General features: G+C 71.6%; 13 protein-coding genes and 1 pseudogene. 8 read left to right on the forward strand and 6 right to left on the reverse strand.

Annotated features, from left to right (window positions below; translation table 11 throughout):
* Positions 1–57: 57 nt before the first annotated feature.
* Genes JT362_RS25255 through JT362_RS25265 form a run of 3 tightly spaced genes read left to right on the forward strand, consistent with a single transcriptional unit; the run spans position 58 to position 2,923 of the window.
* A complete protein-coding gene (locus tag JT362_RS25255; RefSeq protein WP_260194218.1) occupies positions 58–1,053 on the forward strand; it encodes a FecCD family ABC transporter permease in 996 nt (331 codons plus the stop codon).
* On the forward strand, positions 1,054–2,097 hold the full coding sequence (locus JT362_RS25260; protein WP_260194219.1) for a FecCD family ABC transporter permease: 1,044 nt from the start codon (positions 1,054–1,056) through the stop codon (positions 2,095–2,097).
* Between the two features lies 1 nt (position 2,098).
* Positions 2,099–2,923, forward strand: coding sequence for an ABC transporter ATP-binding protein (locus JT362_RS25265; RefSeq protein ID WP_260194221.1), 825 nt, complete (start codon positions 2,099–2,101; stop codon positions 2,921–2,923).
* Positions 2,924–3,085: 162 nt separating this feature from the next.
* Here JT362_RS25265 and JT362_RS25270 read toward each other — a convergent pair whose 3' ends face one another.
* A complete protein-coding gene (locus tag JT362_RS25270) occupies positions 3,086–4,327 on the reverse strand; it encodes a glycoside hydrolase family 18 protein (protein ID WP_260194222.1) in 1,242 nt (413 codons plus the stop codon).
* A gap of 122 nt (positions 4,328–4,449) precedes the next feature.
* Here JT362_RS25270 and JT362_RS25275 point away from each other — a divergent pair, with 122 nt between their 5' ends.
* Positions 4,450–5,466, forward strand: coding sequence for an MBL fold metallo-hydrolase (locus JT362_RS25275; RefSeq protein WP_260194223.1), 1,017 nt, complete (start codon positions 4,450–4,452; stop codon positions 5,464–5,466).
* On the opposite strand, the gene JT362_RS25280 is transcribed toward JT362_RS25275, so the two are convergent.
* The 5 genes from JT362_RS25280 to JT362_RS25300 all read right to left on the reverse strand — a co-directional run bounded on the left by JT362_RS25280 (position 5,463) and on the right by JT362_RS25300 (position 10,890).
* Positions 5,463–5,678 (reverse strand): hypothetical protein, encoded by a 216-nt coding sequence (locus JT362_RS25280; RefSeq protein ID WP_260194224.1) that lies wholly within the window; start codon positions 5,676–5,678, stop codon positions 5,463–5,465. The two genes, JT362_RS25275 and JT362_RS25280, sit on opposite strands and share 4 nt — an antisense overlap.
* A 247-nt stretch (positions 5,679–5,925) precedes the next feature.
* The gene (locus JT362_RS25285; protein WP_260194225.1) at positions 5,926–6,642 is read right to left on the reverse strand and encodes an SWIM zinc finger family protein; all 717 of its coding nucleotides are present in this window, start codon (positions 6,640–6,642) and stop codon (positions 5,926–5,928) included.
* Positions 6,639–9,014, reverse strand: coding sequence for a DEAD/DEAH box helicase (locus JT362_RS25290; protein ID WP_260194238.1), 2,376 nt, complete (start codon positions 9,012–9,014; stop codon positions 6,639–6,641). Before JT362_RS25290 ends, JT362_RS25285 begins: the two co-directional genes overlap by 4 nt.
* Before the next feature lie 122 nt (positions 9,015–9,136).
* Positions 9,137–9,925, reverse strand: coding sequence for an ABC transporter permease (locus JT362_RS25295; RefSeq protein WP_260194227.1), 789 nt, complete (start codon positions 9,923–9,925; stop codon positions 9,137–9,139).
* Complete coding sequence (locus JT362_RS25300; RefSeq protein ID WP_260194228.1) at positions 9,922–10,890, reverse strand: ATP-binding cassette domain-containing protein; 969 nt, start codon at positions 10,888–10,890, stop codon at positions 9,922–9,924. The genes JT362_RS25295 and JT362_RS25300 overlap by 4 nt, the downstream gene beginning before the upstream one ends.
* A 79-nt stretch (positions 10,891–10,969) precedes the next feature.
* On the opposite strand from JT362_RS25300, the gene JT362_RS25305 reads away from it, so the two are divergent.
* The 4 genes and pseudogenes from JT362_RS25305 to JT362_RS25320 all read left to right on the forward strand — a co-directional run.
* Complete coding sequence (locus JT362_RS25305) at positions 10,970–11,749, forward strand: TetR/AcrR family transcriptional regulator C-terminal domain-containing protein (protein ID WP_260194229.1); 780 nt, start codon at positions 10,970–10,972, stop codon at positions 11,747–11,749.
* Between the two features lie 50 nt (positions 11,750–11,799).
* A complete protein-coding gene (locus tag JT362_RS25310) occupies positions 11,800–12,684 on the forward strand; it encodes a bile acid:sodium symporter family protein (protein ID WP_260194230.1) in 885 nt (294 codons plus the stop codon).
* A 105-nt stretch (positions 12,685–12,789) separates the two neighbouring features.
* The gene (locus JT362_RS25315; RefSeq protein WP_260194231.1) at positions 12,790–15,003 is read left to right on the forward strand and encodes a (Fe-S)-binding protein; all 2,214 of its coding nucleotides are present in this window, start codon (positions 12,790–12,792) and stop codon (positions 15,001–15,003) included.
* Positions 15,004–15,047: 44 nt separating this feature from the next.
* A pseudogene (locus JT362_RS25320) lies at positions 15,048–15,243 on the forward strand (2-oxoacid:acceptor oxidoreductase subunit alpha); the annotation flags it as partial.

Here is a 15,243-nt window from a genome sequence, read left to right on the forward strand (position 1 = left end):
CCAGCGGCACCCTGATGAGGTATACCTACCCTAAGTAGGACCAGTAGGGTGAGCCACATGCGCGGGACCCGAGTGCGGCTGCTCGCGGTCTCCTTGGCCGTGCTCCTCGTGCTGTGCGTGCTGTCGCTCGCGATCGGCACCCGGTTCGTCCCGCCGAACGACGTGCTGCCCGCGCTGTTCGGGCACGGCGCCGGTGACATCGAGGCCCTGATCTGGGGTGTCCGGCTGCCCAGGACGCTGCTCGCGTTGCTGGTCGGCGCGGCGCTCGGGCTCGCCGGCGCGGTCATGCAGGCGCTGACCCGCAACCCGCTCGGCGACCCGGGGCTGCTCGGCATCAGCGCGGGCGCGGCGTTCGGCATCGTGGTCGCGGTCGCCGCGCTCGGCGTCACCTCGCTGTACGGCTATCTCGGCGCCGCGTTCGTCGGGGCCGCGATCGCGAGCGCGGTCGTGTACGTGCTCGGCAGCGCGGGCCGGGGCGGGGCGACCCCGGTGAAGCTGGCGCTCGCCGGGGTGGCGATCACCGCGCTGCTGACCTCGCTGACCTCGGGGCTCACGCTGGTGTACCCGGAGGCGCTGAACCGCTACCGGTTCTGGGCCGCCGGGTCGCTCGCCGGGCAGGACTCCGGTGTGGTCGTCCGGGCACTGCCGTTCCTGCTGGTCGGGATCGTGCTGGCGCTGGCGATGGCCGGCGCGCTGAACAGCCTGTCGCTCGGTGACGACGTCGCGGTGGCGCTCGGGCGGCGGGTCCGGCTGGTGCGGGTGCAGGGGGTCGTGGCGATCACCCTGCTCACCGGCGTCGCGGTGGCGGTGGTCGGGCCGATCGTGTTCCTCGGGCTGGTCGTGCCGCACGTGGCGCGCGCGGTGACCGGGCCGGACCAGCGCTGGCTGATGCCGTTCGCGATGGTGCTGGCGCCGGTGCTGCTGCTGGCCGCGGACATCGTCGGCCGGGTGATCGCCCGGCCGGGGGAGACCGAGGTGGGGATCGTCGTGGCGTTCGTGGGGGCACCGTTCTTCATCGCGCTGGTCCGCCGGCGCAGGCTGGCGGAGCTGTAGATGGCGGCGCTGACCACGGTCCGGCTGACCACGCCGCCGGTGTCCTGGGTCGTGCGGCCGAGGCTGCTCGCGGTGTCGGTGGCGCTGTGTTGCGCCGGGTTCCTGCTGTTCTGCCTCGGCATGACCGTCGGCGACTACCCGCTGAGTCTCGGGCAGGTGCTGGCCGCGCTGGTCAGCGAGGGCTCCTACTACGACCAGGTGGTGGTCTACGACTGGCGGATGCCGCGCGCGCTCGTCGGCCTGCTCGTCGGGATCGCGTTCGGCATGGCGGGTGCGCTGTTCCAGACCATCACCCGCAACCCGCTCGCCAGCCCGGACGTCATCGGCATCTCGGCCGGCGCGACGACCGCCGTGGTCGCCGGGATCGTGCTCGGCTTCGGCGCCGGGATCGGCACCCAGACGCTGGGCCTGGCCGGCGGGGTCGGCGCCGCGCTGACGATCTACCTGCTGGCCTGGCGGCGCGGCACCACCGGGTACCGGATCGTGCTGGTCGGTGTCGGGGTGGCGTGGATGTGCACGTCGGCGACCGGGTACCTGCTGGCGCGGGCGAAGCTGCACGAGGCGCAGGCGGTGGTCGGCTGGATGGTCGGCAACCTGAACGACGCCACCTGGGGCCGGGTCGTGCCGCTGCTGGTGTCGATGGCCGTGCTGGTGCCGATCGCGGTGGTGCTCGGCGGCTGGCTGCGCACGCTGAGTCTCGGCGACGACGTCGCGGTCGGTCTCGGCACGCCGGTGCAGCAGGCGCGGCTGGTGCTGCTGCTGAGCGGTGTCGGCCTGGTCGCGTTCGGCACCGCGGCGGCCGGGCCGGTGGCGTTCGTCGCCCTGTCGGCGCCGCAGATCGCGAAGCGCCTGGCCGGCTGGCCGGTGCCGCCGCTGGTCACGTCCGGGTTCGCCGGTGCGGTGATCGTGCTCGGCGGTGACCTGGTCGCCCGCTCGATCCTGCCCGGCACCCAGCTCCCGGTCGGCGTGGTCACCGGCGCGCTGGGTGCCCCGTTCCTGCTCTGGCTGCTGACCAGGGCCAACCGAGCCGGCTCAGGAGGATGACGTGACCGGATTACGTGCCGATGGCCTCCGCCTCGCCTACGACGACCGGGTCGTGGTGCCCGACCTGTCGCTGACGGTGCCCGAGGGACGGATCAGCGTCATCGTCGGCGCGAACGCGTGCGGCAAGTCCACCCTGCTGCGCGCCCTGGCCCGCCTGCTCACCCCGAAGGCGGGCTCGGTACACCTGGACGGCCGCTCGATCCACGGCATGCCGACCCGCGATGTGGCGCGCCGGCTGGGCATCCTCCCGCAGGCCCCGGTCGCGCCCGAGGGCCTGACCGTGATCGACCTGGTGACCAGGGGCCGGTCGCCGCACCAGAGCTGGTGGCGCCAGTGGTCGTCGGCGGACGAGACCGCGGTCACCGGTGCCCTGCGCGCGACCGGTCTGACCGACCTGGCCGACCGCCCGGTCGACGAGCTGTCCGGCGGCCAGCGCCAGCGCGCGTGGATCGCGATGGCGGTCGCCCAGGAGACCCCGGTCCTGCTGTTGGACGAGCCGACGACGTTCCTGGACCTCGCGCACCAGATCGACGTGCTGGACCTGGTGGTCGACCTGAACCGCCACCAGGGCCGCACGGTGGTCATGGTGCTGCACGACCTGAACCAGGCGTGCCGCTACGCCGACCACGTCATCGCGATGAAGGCCGGCCGGATCGTCACCCACGGCACCCCGGCCGACGTCGTCACCCCGGACCTGGTGTCCGAGGTCTTCGACGTCACCTGCCAGATCGCCACCGACCCGGTCAGCGGCACCCCACTGGTCATCCCGACCAGCCGACACCACGTCCACAATGGACAAGAGTCACCGGTGCGAACGGACGCCTAGACGTCCGCCCATGACCGCTGGGGCGACCTGCCGGTGCCTGAACGTGCTGAGCGCACGCGCCCCCGCCGACCACCCGGTCGGCTGCTGGACGCGGCAGGTGTGAGCGAAGGGCGCCTTCGTCTCCCGCCAGCGAGACGAAGGCGCCCTTCTTCCACCCGCCCCTTAGTTGAGACCGCCGTCGATCGCGGTGATCAGCTCGCCGTTGGACGTGTCGCCGGACAGTTCCCAGAAGAACGCGCCGCCCAGGCCCTGCTGGTTGGCGTAGTCCATCTTGCCGCCGATCGTCGCCGGGGTGTCGTAGCTCCACCAGTTCGAGCCGCAGTGGGCGTACGCGGTGCCGGCGACCGTGCCCGTGGCCGGACACGTGTTCTTCAGCACCTTGTAGTCCTCGATGCCGGCCTCGTACGTGCCCGGTGCCGCGCCGGTCGCCGAGCCACCCGGTGCGCTCTGCGTCACGCCGGTCCAGCCCCGGCCGTAGAAGCCGATGCCGAGCAGCAGCTTCGACGCCGGGATGCCCTTGCCCTTGAGCTTCTGGATCGCCGCGTCGGAGTTGAAGCCGGCGGCCGGGATGCCGTCGTACGACGTCAGCGGGGAGTGCGGCGCCGTCGGGCCGTCCGCGTCGAACGCGCCGAAGAAGTCGTAGGTCATCACGTTGTACCAGTCGACGTACTGCGCCGCGCCGGCGTAGTCGGCGGCGTCGATCTTGCCGCCGTCCGAGGCGTCCGCGGTGATCGCCGCGGTCACCAGGTTGTCCTGGCCGAACCGGGCCCGGACCGCGCCCATCAGCGTCTCGAACGACTCGTACCCGCTGGTGTCACAGGTCAGGCCGCACGCGTTGGGGTACTCCCAGTCGATGTCGATGCCGTCGAACACGTCCGCCCAGCGCGGGTCCTCGACCAGGTTGTAGCACGACTCGGCGAAGGCAGCCGGGTTCTGCGCGGCCTGTCCGAATCCCCCCGACCAGCTCCAGCCGCCGAAGGAGAACAGCACCTTCAGCCCCGGGTACATCTGCTTGAGCTTGCGCAGCTGGTTGAAGTTGCCGCGCAACGCACCGGCGTCCCAGGTGTCCGCCACGCCGTCCACGCTGGACGCGGCGTCGTAGAACTTGTCGTAGTCGGCGTAGGCGTCACCGATCTGGCACTGCCCGTTGGTGACGTTGCCGAACGCGTAGTTGATGTGGGTCAGCTTCTCCGCCGACCCGCTGGTGTGGATGTTCTTGACGTGGTAGTTGCGTTGGTAGACGCCCCACTGCACGAAGTAACCGAGGTTGATCTTCGACGCGGCCGGGGCGGCCTTCTGTTCCGCCGTCGGGCTCGCGCCCTGGGCTGGGGTGGCTACCAGGCCGACGATGAGGGCCGTCACGGCCGCCATCAGTGCCGGCAGGCGCCATCGAGTGCCGGACATTCGTCCTCCTCCGGGATGCAGGGACCAGCGAGGAAAGATGCCACCACTCTATGTGGTCTAGACCACCACTCGTCAAGAGGTCTGGACCAACTCCGTATCGTTTCGTTTGCTAAGTTCACGGAATGTCGAAGAACGCCTGGACCGAGCCGGGCGCGTTCGAGGTCGCGCCCGGCGTGTTCCGCATCCCGCTGCCGCTGCCCACCGACGGGCTGCGCGCGGTCAACGTCTACGCGATCCGGACCGGCGACGGGCTCGTGCTCATCGACTCCGGCTGGTCGCTCGACGTCGCCAGGGACCAGCTGGAACGGGCGCTCGCCTCGATCGACCACGACTTCGCCGACATCTCCCGCTTCCTGGTCACCCACGTGCACCGCGACCACTACACGCTGGCCATCACACTGCGCAGGCTGTTCGGGGCCAAGGTCGCGCTCGGCCTCGGGGAGCAGCCGTCGCTGCGGCGGATCATGGCCGGCCGGCTGGACGGCCAGGCACGCGCGCTGGTCCGCTGGGGCGCGGGCCGGCTGGTGGAGCAGTGGGCCGAGAGCATCGGCAGGCGCGACGCGTCCCAGGCCAGCACCGTGTACGAGGAGCCGGACGAGTGGCTCGACGGCACCGTCAAGCTCGACCTCGGCGACCGCACCCTGGTCGCGCTGCCCACGCCCGGCCACACCCAGGGCCACGTGGTGTTCGTCGACGAGCAGGCCGGCGTGCTGTTCGCCGGCGACCACGTGCTGCCGCACATCACGCCGTCGATCGGGTTCGAGCCGGAGGTCGCGCGGCTGCCGCTCGGCGACTACCTGGACAGTCTCGAACTGGTGCGCTCGTACCCCGACCTGCGGCTGCTGCCCGCGCACGGCCCGGTCGCGCCGAGCGTGCACGCGCGGGTGGACGAGCTGCTGGCCCACCACGAGGAACGCCTCGCCGCCACCCTGGAAGCCGTCCGGGACGGCGCCGGGACCGCGTACGAGGCGGCGCTGCGGCTGGGCTGGACCCGCCGGCAGCGCCGCTTCGACGACCTCGACCTGTTCAACCAGACGCTCGCGGCAGGGGAGACCGCCGCGCACCTGGACGTGCTCGTGGCACGCGGCGTGCTCCACACGTCCACAGTGGACGGCGTGGTCGGGTACTCGGCCGGCTAGTCCTCAGTGGACCGTGCGTTCTGGTCCTCGTCGAGGCGGTCGAGACCCAGCATCGCCAGGAGGTCCGCGCAGTCCTGCGCGTTGCTCGAGTGGTAGGCGACCGTGCGCGCGGCCTTGCGGTTCTGCACCGCGTAGTGCACTCTCTCGCTCGCCCGTGCCTCGGCGAAGCGGCCTTGCTCGATCGTCGGGGTGGCGTGTCTTGCCCAGGTCATGCGGCACCTTTCTAGTACGGCCCTCCGTCTCCCCACCGGGAAAACGCGCCGGCGGGGAAATCCCGACGCCGGCGATCGTGGCACCGCCTCAGTGTGACGCACCAGCCCCCGTGGTCGCCGGGCCACCCGTCGAACACGGCCAGGAGGGTGCGGCAATACCAGGTCGGCGCCTGGTTTTGCAAAGGTGATTCACGGTTTTTCCCAGTGTTCCCGGTATTTCAGAATGCGACTGTGGGAGTTCATTCGGTCACGAGCGGTGCCGATCTTCCAGCAGCGTGCGGGCACGTTCGACGGCCAGTGCCGCCGCGCCGGCGACCGCTTCCCGGTCGACTCCCGGCGCCGGCGGAACTGCCAGCGGGAACACGCGCTGTGCGTTTTCGGACGCGGAACGTGCCGAATTCCGCTCGGCGCGTTCGCGGAGTTCGTCGGTCAGGTCCCGCCGGGCGCGGCCGCGCAGGAGCAGCAGCAGGAACGGGTCCGTGTCGAGCAGCCACGCCGCCTGGAAGCAGAGCGCGGCCGCGTGCCGGCACAGCTCCCAGTCCTGGCAGTCGCACTCCGCGCGCAGGTCGCCGATGCCGGGCAGCAGCCGGACGTCGGCCTGCGCCGCGGCCTCGACGAGCTCCTGGGGCATGTCCCGGTCCAGCAGGGCGGCGATGTGCCCGGCCTTCGCGGCGACCTCGTCGAGGAACCGGCGCCACTCGCCGTCGTCGAGCCGATCGACGAACACCACCGTGTGGTACACGCCGTCGGGGTCGGTGACCTGCGCGGAGATCCGCCCGGGGCTCACGGTGACCGGCCCGACCCGCCCGGCGTACGCGAGGCGCCTGCCCTGCTTGAGCGGCTCGTTCTCCAGCGACGTGTCCTCCATCGCCTGGAGCCACGCCTGCCCCCACCAGGTGCGGGCGAACCGTCCCGGCCGGCGCTTGCTCGGCGGGAACGCGGGGAAGCCCAGTGCCTCTGTCACGTGTCACCTCGTAGTTCGACCAGGTCGGCCAGCTCGGCGTCGGTCAGCTCGGTCAGCTCGGCGGCGCCGCTGTCGTCCCGCCCGAGCACCGTCGCGGCGAGATCCTTCTTGGCCTCGAGCAGCTCGGCGATCCGGTCCTCCACGGTGCCCTCCGCGATCAGCCGGTGCACCTGGACCGGGCGGTCCTGGCCGATCCGGTGCGCGCGGTCGGTCGCCTGCGCCTCGACCGCCGGGTTCCACCAGCGGTCGTAGTGCACGACGTGGTCGGCGCGGGTCAGGTTCAGCCCGGTGCCGGCCGCCTTGAGCGACAGCAGGAACACCGGCGGGTCCGCGCTGTCCTGGAAGTGCCGGACCAGCTCGTCGCGGCGGGCCACCGGGGTGCCGCCGTGCAGCAGTTGGGTCGCCACGCCGCGGCCGGTCAGGTGCGTCTCCAGCAGCCGCGCCATCGCGACGTACTGGGTGAACACCAGCAGCCCGCCCCGCTCGGCGCGGATCGTGTCGACCAGCTCGTCGAGCAGTTCGAGCTTGCCGGAGCGGCCGGTCAGGCCCTCGCGCTGGCCCAGGTACTGCGCCGGGTGGTTGCAGATCTGCTTGAGCGCGGTCAGCAGCTTCAGCACCAGCCCGCGCCGCTGCATCCCGGCGGCCGCGCGGATCTCGGCCATCGTCTCGCGCACCACCGCCTGGTAGAGCCCGGCCTGCTCGGCGGTCAGCGCCACCGGCTGGTCGGTCTCGGTCTTCGGCGGCAGCTCCGGCGCGATGCCGGGGTCGGACTTGCGGCGCCGCAACAGGAACGGGCGCACCAGCCGGGCGAGCTGGTCGGCGGCGGCCGGTTCGCCCTCCTCGACCGGCCTGGCCCAGCGGGCGCGGAACGTGGCGTGCGAGCCGAGCAGACCGGGGGTGGTCCAGTCGAGGATCGCCCACAGCTCGCCCAGGTTGTTCTCCACCGGCGTTCCGGTGAGCGCGACGCGCGCGGCGGCCGGGATGCGGCGCAGCGCCTTCGCCGTGTCCGAGCGCGCGTTCTTCACGTGCTGTGCCTCGTCGGCGACGACCAGATCCCAGTCGGCGCCGGCGAGCCGCTCGGCGTCCAGGCGCATGGTGCCGTACGTGGTGAGCACGAACCCGTCGGTCACCACCTCGCGGCCGGCGCCGTGGAAACGCGACACCGGTGTGCCCGGCGCGAACCGGCGGATCTCCCGCTCCCAGTTGCCCAGCAGCGACGCCGGGCAGACGACCAGCGTCGGTCCCGCGTTCCGGTGCAGGTGCAGGGCGATCAGGGTGATCGTCTTGCCGAGGCCCATGTCGTCGGCGAGGCAGCCGCCGAGGCCGAGCCCGGTCATGTGCGCGAGCCAGCGCAGGCCGTGCAGCTGGTAGTCGCGCAGCGTCGCGCGCAGATTCGCCGGCTGCGGCACTGGCTCGGCGGTGAGGCGTTCCCGCAGCCGTTCCAGCGGCCGGCTCGGCGCCACCGGCACCCACTCGCCGTCGACCCGCGCGGTGCCGGTGAGCGCGGCGCCGAGCGCGTCGATCGCGGTGAGCGGCTTGAGGTCGCGCTCGCGGGCCTTCCGGGCGAGGTCGGGCCCGACGAGCGTCCACCTGTCACGCAGCCGCACGACCGGGCGGTGTGCCTCGGCGAGCGCGTCCAGCTCGGCCTCGGTCAGCTCCTCGCCTCGGGTGGCGAGCCGCCAGTTGAAGTCGAGCAGGGCCTCGGCACCGAAGAACGAGGGCAGCTCGTCGTCGGGTGCGCCGACGGTGGCGTGCGCGGTGAGGTCCCGGTCCAGCTCCCTCGGCCAGTGCACGTCGATCCCCGCCTCGGCGAGCCGCGCGCCGCCCGAGCCGAGCAGGTCGAGCACCTCGCCGTCGTCGAGCACCAGCCGGTCCGGCACGGCGAGGTCGAGCAGGCGGCGCAGCGGCGGCCACACCTGGGCGGCGTGCCGGACCGCGAGCACCGCCTCGGGCGAGGTCGCCAACACCTCGGCCAGGTCGGCGACCGTGGTGGCGTCGTGCACCTGCACGACCGCGGTGAACGTGCCGGCCGCGAAGTCCCCGCCGGGCACCTCAAGCCGCAGCGACACCCGGCTGCCCGGCCGGGCGAGCCCGTCGGCCCACTCGCGCAGCTCCGGCACGTGGTGCACGGCCGAGCCGACGAACGCGGGCCCGTCCTCGACCCGCGCCAGCACGTCGGCCACGGCGTCCATGACCGGCGAGTGCTCCACATCGGACGTCCCGAGTGGACCGACCCGCCAGGCGTCGTACCCCGCCTCGGTGACCGCCGGCAGCAGTCGCCCGGCCGCGACCAGCTCGACCGCGGCGCGCACGGCCTCGCCCAGCTCGCCGCCGCGGTCGAGCAGCGACGGCAGCGCCTCCTCGACCGGCATCCGCACGGTCTCGTTCTCATTGGTGAACACGACCTGCCCCAGCCGGGGCGGGTCCGCCTGCTCGAAAGCGGCGGCCCACCCCGTGAGGTCTCCGGTGGTGACCGGCAACAGCACCTCCTCGTTCAGCGGCTGAGCCGCTGGTACCTGCGTACCGACAGCGGGAAGAAGATCGCCACCAGCACGAGCGGCCAGACCACCGCCATCAGCACGGCGTGCTCCGCGATCCAGGAGTCGCCACCCCAGCCTGGGTTGCCGAACAGCTCGCGGGCCGCGGCCGCCGTCGAGGACAACGGATTCCACTCCGCGATCGTGCCCAACCAGCCCGGCATCGTGGCCGGGGCCACGAACGTGCTGGACAGGAAGGTGACCGGCCAGACCAGGATCTGCACCGCGCCGACCGCCTCCGGGTTGCGCACCACGAGCCCGAGGAAGATGCCGACCCAGAGCAGTGCGAACCGCAGCAGGAGCAGCAGCCCGACCGCGCCGAGCGTGGCGCCGACCGACCCGTGCGCCCGCCAGCCCATCAGCAGCCCGCACCCGATGATCACGACCAGCCCGGCGACGGAGTTCAGCAGGTCCGCCCCGCAGCGCCCGACCACGACCGCCGACGGCGACATCGGCATCGACCGGAAGCGGTCGGTGACGCCGCGCTGGGCGTCCGTGCTGACCGCGATCATGGTCGCCTCCATGCCGAAGGCCATGGTCATCGCGAACATGCCGGGCAGCAGGAACTCCGTGTAGTCGGCGGTGCCGGGGATCGCCATCGCCCCGCCGAACAGGAACCCGAACATCAGCACCATCAGGACCGGGAACAGCAGCCCGATGATCACCGGGGCCGGTTCGCGCAGCCAGTGCATGAGGTCACGTCTGGTGACGGTCCAGCCGTCGACCAGTGCCCAGGGAACGGTCATGCGGGTACCTCCTCGTCGGCTCCATGGCCCGTGAGATGGCCCGTGAGGTGCAGGAACACCTCGTCGAGCGTCGGCCGCCGCAGGCCGATGTCCTCGACCCCGATCCGGGCGTCGTGCAGTGCGCGGACCGCGTCGGTGAGCGCGGCCACCCGGTCGCGCACCGGCGCACTGACCCGGCGGGCGTCGGCGTCGGTCTCCGGGCGCGCGCCGGTGACCGTGGCCACCACCTCCGCCGCCCCGGGCAGCGCCGCCGCGTCGTGCAGGACGACGTCGAGCCGGTCGCCGCCGAGGTCGGACTTGAGCGCCTCCGGGGTGCCCTCGGCGATGACCTTCCCGGTGTCGACGACCGCGATCCGGTCGGCGAGCTGGTCGGCCTCGTCCAGGTACTGCGTGGTCAGCAGCACCGTGGTGCCGGCGGCGACCAGCCCGCGGACCGCGGCCCAGACCTCGGTCCGCCCGCGCGGGTCGAGCCCGGTGGTCGGCTCGTCGAGGAACAGCACCTTCGGCGACAGGATCAGGCTGGCGGCCAGGTCGAGCCGCCTGCGCATGCCGCCGGAGAACCGCTTGACCGCCTTGCCGCCGGTGTCGGCCAGGTCGAACCGGTCCAGCAGCTCCCCGGCCCGCGCCCGCGCCGCGGCCGTGGACAGGTGGTAGAGCCGGCCGAACAGCTCGAGGTTCTGCCGGGCCGACAGCGCCTCGTCGACCGCCGCGTTCTGGCCGACCAGACCGATGCCGGCGCGTACCCGGTCCGGCTGGCGGACCACGTCGAACCCGGCGACCTCCGCGTGACCGGCGTCCGGCCGCAGCAGCGTGGTCAGGATGCGCACCGCCGTGGTCTTGCCCGCGCCGTTGGGCCCGAGCACACCGAGCACGGTGCCCGCGTCGACGGTCAGGTCCAGCCCGTCGAGCGCGATCTTCGTACCGAAGCGCTTGCGCAGCCCCTCGGTGACGATCGTGGGTTTCAACCCGCGTCCCTCCTGTTGTCGTACGTTGTACGGAGTAACACTATCGTACATCGTACGGAGAAAGTAGAGTGTTACCACGATGGCGAAGAAATCAGCGGACAAGCACTACGGCGGCCGCGGCGACCCGGCCAGGAGCATGGCCCTGCTCTGGCGCACGGGTACCGAGCCGCGAGGTCGCGGCCCCAAACCGGGCCTGACCGTCGACCGGATCGCCGCCGCCGCGATCGAGCTGGCCGACGCCGAGGGCCTGGCCGCCCTGTCGATGCGCCGCGTGGCCGAGAAGCTCGGCGTCGGCACGATGTCGCTCTACACCTACGTGCCAGCCAAGGCCGAGCTGGTCGACGTCATGTTCGACCTGGTCTGCGGCGAGATCGCGCCACCGTGGGCGGACACCTGGCGGGAACGCCTGGAGCTGATCGCCCGGGCGAACCTGGAGACCTACCGCCGGCACCCGTGGATGCTGACGGTGATGGCGAACTCCCGGCCCCCGCTCGGCCCGAACAGCATCGCCAACTACGACCGCGACCTGCGGGCCGTCGAGGGCATCGGCCTGTCCGACCTCGAGATGGACTCCGTCGTGGCGATGCTCGGCGTGTACGTCCAGGGCGCCGCCCGCACCGCCATCGAGGCCGCCAGCTCGGAGCGGGACACCGGGCAGTCCGACCTCGAGTGGTGGGAGGCCTACGCGCCCCTGCTGGAGAAGGTCTTCGACCCGGAGAAGTACCCCACCGCCGCCCGCGTCGGCGCCGTCGCGGGGGAGACCTACGAGTCCGCCTACGACCCCGAGCAGGGCTTCCGCTTCGGCCTCGCCCGCCTCCTGGACGGCGTCGAGGCCCTGATTCGGAACCGGAACGCATAGCGGCCGGACGGGCGATTGCCTGATTGTCCGATTGGTGCGAATGTCCGCGGATGAACTCGTCGACCGCGACCACGGTCTTCCTGCCGATCGCCCTCGGGGTGATCATGCTCGGCCTCGGCCTGTCGCTGACCGTCGCCGACTTCACCCGGGTCGTCCGGTACCCGCGCGCCGCCGCCGTCGCGCTCGGGTGCCAGATCCTGGTGCTCCCGGCCGTCTGCCTCGGCCTGGTGCTCCTCTTCGACCTCGAACCGACGCTCGCCGTCGGCATGATGCTGCTCGCCGCCTCGCCCGGCGGGACGACCGCCAACCTGTTCAGCCACCTGGCCCGGGGCGACGTCGCGCTCAACATCACCCTGACCGCGGTCAACTCCGTCCTCGCCGTGGTCACGCTGCCGATCGTGGTCAACCTCTCCCTCGCCGGCTTCCTGGACGGCGACGACGCCATCGGCCTGCAGCCGGACAAGCTCCTCCAGGTGTTCGCGATCGTGCTGGTCCCGGTCGGCATCGGCATGCTCCTGCGGCACCGGTCGCCGGCCCTGGCCGAGCGGCTGAACCGGCCGGTCCGGATCGCCTCGGTCGTCGTCCTGGTCTCGGTCATCGCCGTCGCGGTCTACCAGGAGCGGGACAACGTCCTGGACTACCTGCGTTCGGTCGGGCTCGTCGCCCTGCTGCTCTGCCTGATCAGCCTCGCCATCGGCTACTACGTGCCCCGCGCCGTCCGGGTCCCGCGCGGCCAGGCCGTCGCCTCCGCGTTCGAGATCGGCCTGCACAACAGCACCCTGGCGATCACGATCGCGCTCAGCCCGGCCCTGCTGGACAGCACCGAGATGGCCATCCCGGCGGCCGTGTACGGCATCCTGATGTTCTTCCCCGCCGGGGTGCTCGCCTACGTACTGAGCAGGCGCTCGGGTGACCGGGCCCCCGCGGGGGCATAGCGGGTTATCTCACAACCCCGTTGCGCGTCGCGCACCGCCATCCGAAATACTGGCGAGTAATAAGCAAGGCTGTGAGCCGTCAATGTCGCCGGATGCGGAGGCGTCGTGGTCGTACGAATGGTCCTGGGCGTGGGGATCACCCTCGTGGTGCTCGCCATCGCGGCCCGGCGTGCCAAGTTCCTGTACGAACTGATCAAGTCCGGGCAGCCGGTCGACCGGTTCGACCGGCTCGGCAGCCGGCTGTGGGCGCAGGTCAAGGAGGTCTTCGGCCAGCGCAAGCTGCTCAAGTGGTCGATCCCCGGCGCCGCCCACGCCTTCACCTTCTGGGGTTTCGTCATCCTCGCCTCGGTCTACCTGGAGGCCTACGGCGCCCTGTTCGACCACGACTTCCACATCCCGATCATCGGGCGCTGGGCGGTCCTGGGCTTCCTGCAGGACTTCATCGCGGTCATGGTGCTGGTCTCGCTGGTCGCGTTCGCCATCATCCGGCTCCGGCAGGCCCCCGAGCGGCGGCAGCGCGCCTCCCGCTTCTACGGCTCGCACACCGGCGGCGCCTGGCTGATCCTGTTCATGATCTTCAACGTCGTCTGGACGATGTTCGCCTTCCGCGGGGCCGCCGCGGCGCTGGGCAACCTGCCCTACGACTCCGGCGCGTGGGTGTCCATCGGCGTCGGTGAGCTGTTGGAGCCGCTCGGGCACACCCCGAACGAGTGGATCGAGTCGATCGGCCTGCTGGCGCACATCGGCGTGATGCTCTCGTTCCTGATCATCGTGCTGTACTCCAAGCACCTGCACATCTTCATCGCGCCGATCAACGTCTCCACCAAGCGCATCCCGGACGGCCTCGGCCCGCTGCTGCCGATGGAGTCGCACGGGGCGCCGATCGACTTCGAGGACCCCGACGACGAGGACGTGTTCGGCCGGGGCAAGGTCGAGGACTTCACCTGGAAGGGCATGCTCGACTTCGCCACGTGCACCGAGTGCGGGCGCTGCCAGAGCCAGTGCCCGGCCTGGAACACCGGCAAGCCGCTGTCACCCAAACTGGTGATCATGGACCTTCGCGACCACCTGTTCGCGAAGGCGCCCTACCTCATCGGCGGCCAGGAGATGCCCGACCACAGCGACGTCGACGTCCTGGCGCTCGCCGAGGGCAACGGCCACCACGGCGTGCCCGAGTCCGGCTTCGGCCGGGTGCCCGGCAGCGGCGCCGCCCAGGCGACCCGCCCGCTGGTCGGCACCGCCGAGGTCGGCGGCGTGATCGACCCGGACGTGCTCTGGTCCTGCACGACCTGCGGCGCCTGCGTCGAGCAGTGCCCGGTGGACATCGAGCACGTCGACCACATCGTCGACATGCGCCGCTACCAGGTGATGATCGAGTCCGAGTTCCCCTCCGAGCTGGGCACCCTGTTCCGCAACCTGGAGAACAAGGGCAACCCCTGGGGCCAGAACAACTCCGAGCGGATGGACTGGGCCAAGGACCTGGACTTCGAGGTCCCGGTGTTCGACGGTGAACTCGCCGAGGACGTCGAGTACCTGTACTGGATCGGCTGCGCCGGCTCCTTCGACGACCAGGCCAAGAAGACCGTGCGGGCCACCGCGGAGCTGCTGCACATCGCGGGCGTGAAGTACGTGGTGCTCGGCAACGAGGAGTCCTGCACCGGCGACCCGGCCCGCCGCGCGGGCAACGAGTTCCTGTTCCAGATGATGGCCCAGCAGACCGCGGAGATGCTCAACTCCGTGTTCGAGGGCCGCGAGCCGGTCAAGCGCAAGATCATCACCACCTGCCCGCACTGCATGAACAGCCTCGGTCGCGAGTACCCGCAGCTGGAGGGCATGATCCCGTCCTTCGGCGGCACCAACGGCCACTGGGACGTGCTGCACCACACGCAGGTGCTCAACCGCCTGGTCCGCGAGGGCAGGCTGACCCCGGTCAAGCCCGCCGACGGCGGCACGCCGGTGACCTACCACGACCCGTGCTACCTGGGCCGGCACAACAAGGTCTACGAGCCGCCGCGTGAGCTGGTCGGCGCCGCGGGTGCCACGCTCACCGAGATGCCCCGGCACGCCGACCGGGCCCTGTGCTGCGGCGCTGGTGGTGCGCGGATGTGGATGGAGGAGCACATCGGCAAGCGCATCAACCTGGAACGCGTCGACGAGGCCATCGACACCAACGCCACGGAGGTCGTGACCGGCTGCCCGTTCTGCCGGGTCATGGTCAACGACGGGCTGGTGCAGCGGCAGAGCGAGGACAAGGGCACCGACATGCAGGTCCGGGACGTCTCGCAGCTGCTGCTGGAGTCGGTCAAGCGGGGCCTCTAGCCGATCTCGTCCGAAATTGGGTCGTCGCCACTCACACTGGCACGGTGACGACGGCCGACGAACCCCAGGCGAGCCCGGTCAAGCTGGATCGGGTGGTGATCCGGTTCGCCGGGGACTCCGGTGACGGTATGCAGCTGACCGGTGACCGGTTCACCTCGGAGGCGGCCGCGTTCGGCAACGACCTGGCGACGCTGCCGAACTTCCCGGCCGAGATCCGCGCTCCTGCGGGCACCCTGCCGG

Origin of the sequence: Actinophytocola gossypii, assembly GCF_025165815.1 — a bacterium.
In the GTDB taxonomy this organism is placed as follows: Bacteria; Actinomycetota; Actinomycetes; order Mycobacteriales; family Pseudonocardiaceae; genus Actinophytocola; species Actinophytocola gossypii.

What these genes read in the sequence shown, in the direction of transcription:
- JT362_RS25270 (WP_260194222.1), bottom strand. Translation starts at nt 4,327, where the DNA reads ATGTCCGGCACTCGATGGCGCCTGCCGGCACTGATGGCGGCCGTGACG.
- JT362_RS25260 (WP_260194219.1), top strand. Translation starts at nt 1,054, where the DNA reads ATGGCGGCGCTGACCACGGTCCGGCTGACCACGCCGCCGGTGTCCTGG.
- JT362_RS25290 (WP_260194238.1), bottom strand. Translation starts at nt 9,014, where the DNA reads ATGCCGGTCGAGGAGGCGCTGCCGTCGCTGCTCGACCGCGGCGGCGAG.
- JT362_RS25305 (WP_260194229.1), top strand. Translation starts at nt 10,970, where the DNA reads ATGGCGAAGAAATCAGCGGACAAGCACTACGGCGGCCGCGGCGACCCG.
- JT362_RS25255 (WP_260194218.1), top strand. Translation starts at nt 58, where the DNA reads ATGCGCGGGACCCGAGTGCGGCTGCTCGCGGTCTCCTTGGCCGTGCTC.
- JT362_RS25295 (WP_260194227.1), bottom strand. Translation starts at nt 9,925, where the DNA reads ATGACCGTTCCCTGGGCACTGGTCGACGGCTGGACCGTCACCAGACGT.
- JT362_RS25280 (WP_260194224.1), bottom strand. Translation starts at nt 5,678, where the DNA reads ATGACCTGGGCAAGACACGCCACCCCGACGATCGAGCAAGGCCGCTTC.
- JT362_RS25310 (WP_260194230.1), top strand. Translation starts at nt 11,800, where the DNA reads ATGAACTCGTCGACCGCGACCACGGTCTTCCTGCCGATCGCCCTCGGG.
- JT362_RS25275 (WP_260194223.1), top strand. Translation starts at nt 4,450, where the DNA reads ATGTCGAAGAACGCCTGGACCGAGCCGGGCGCGTTCGAGGTCGCGCCC.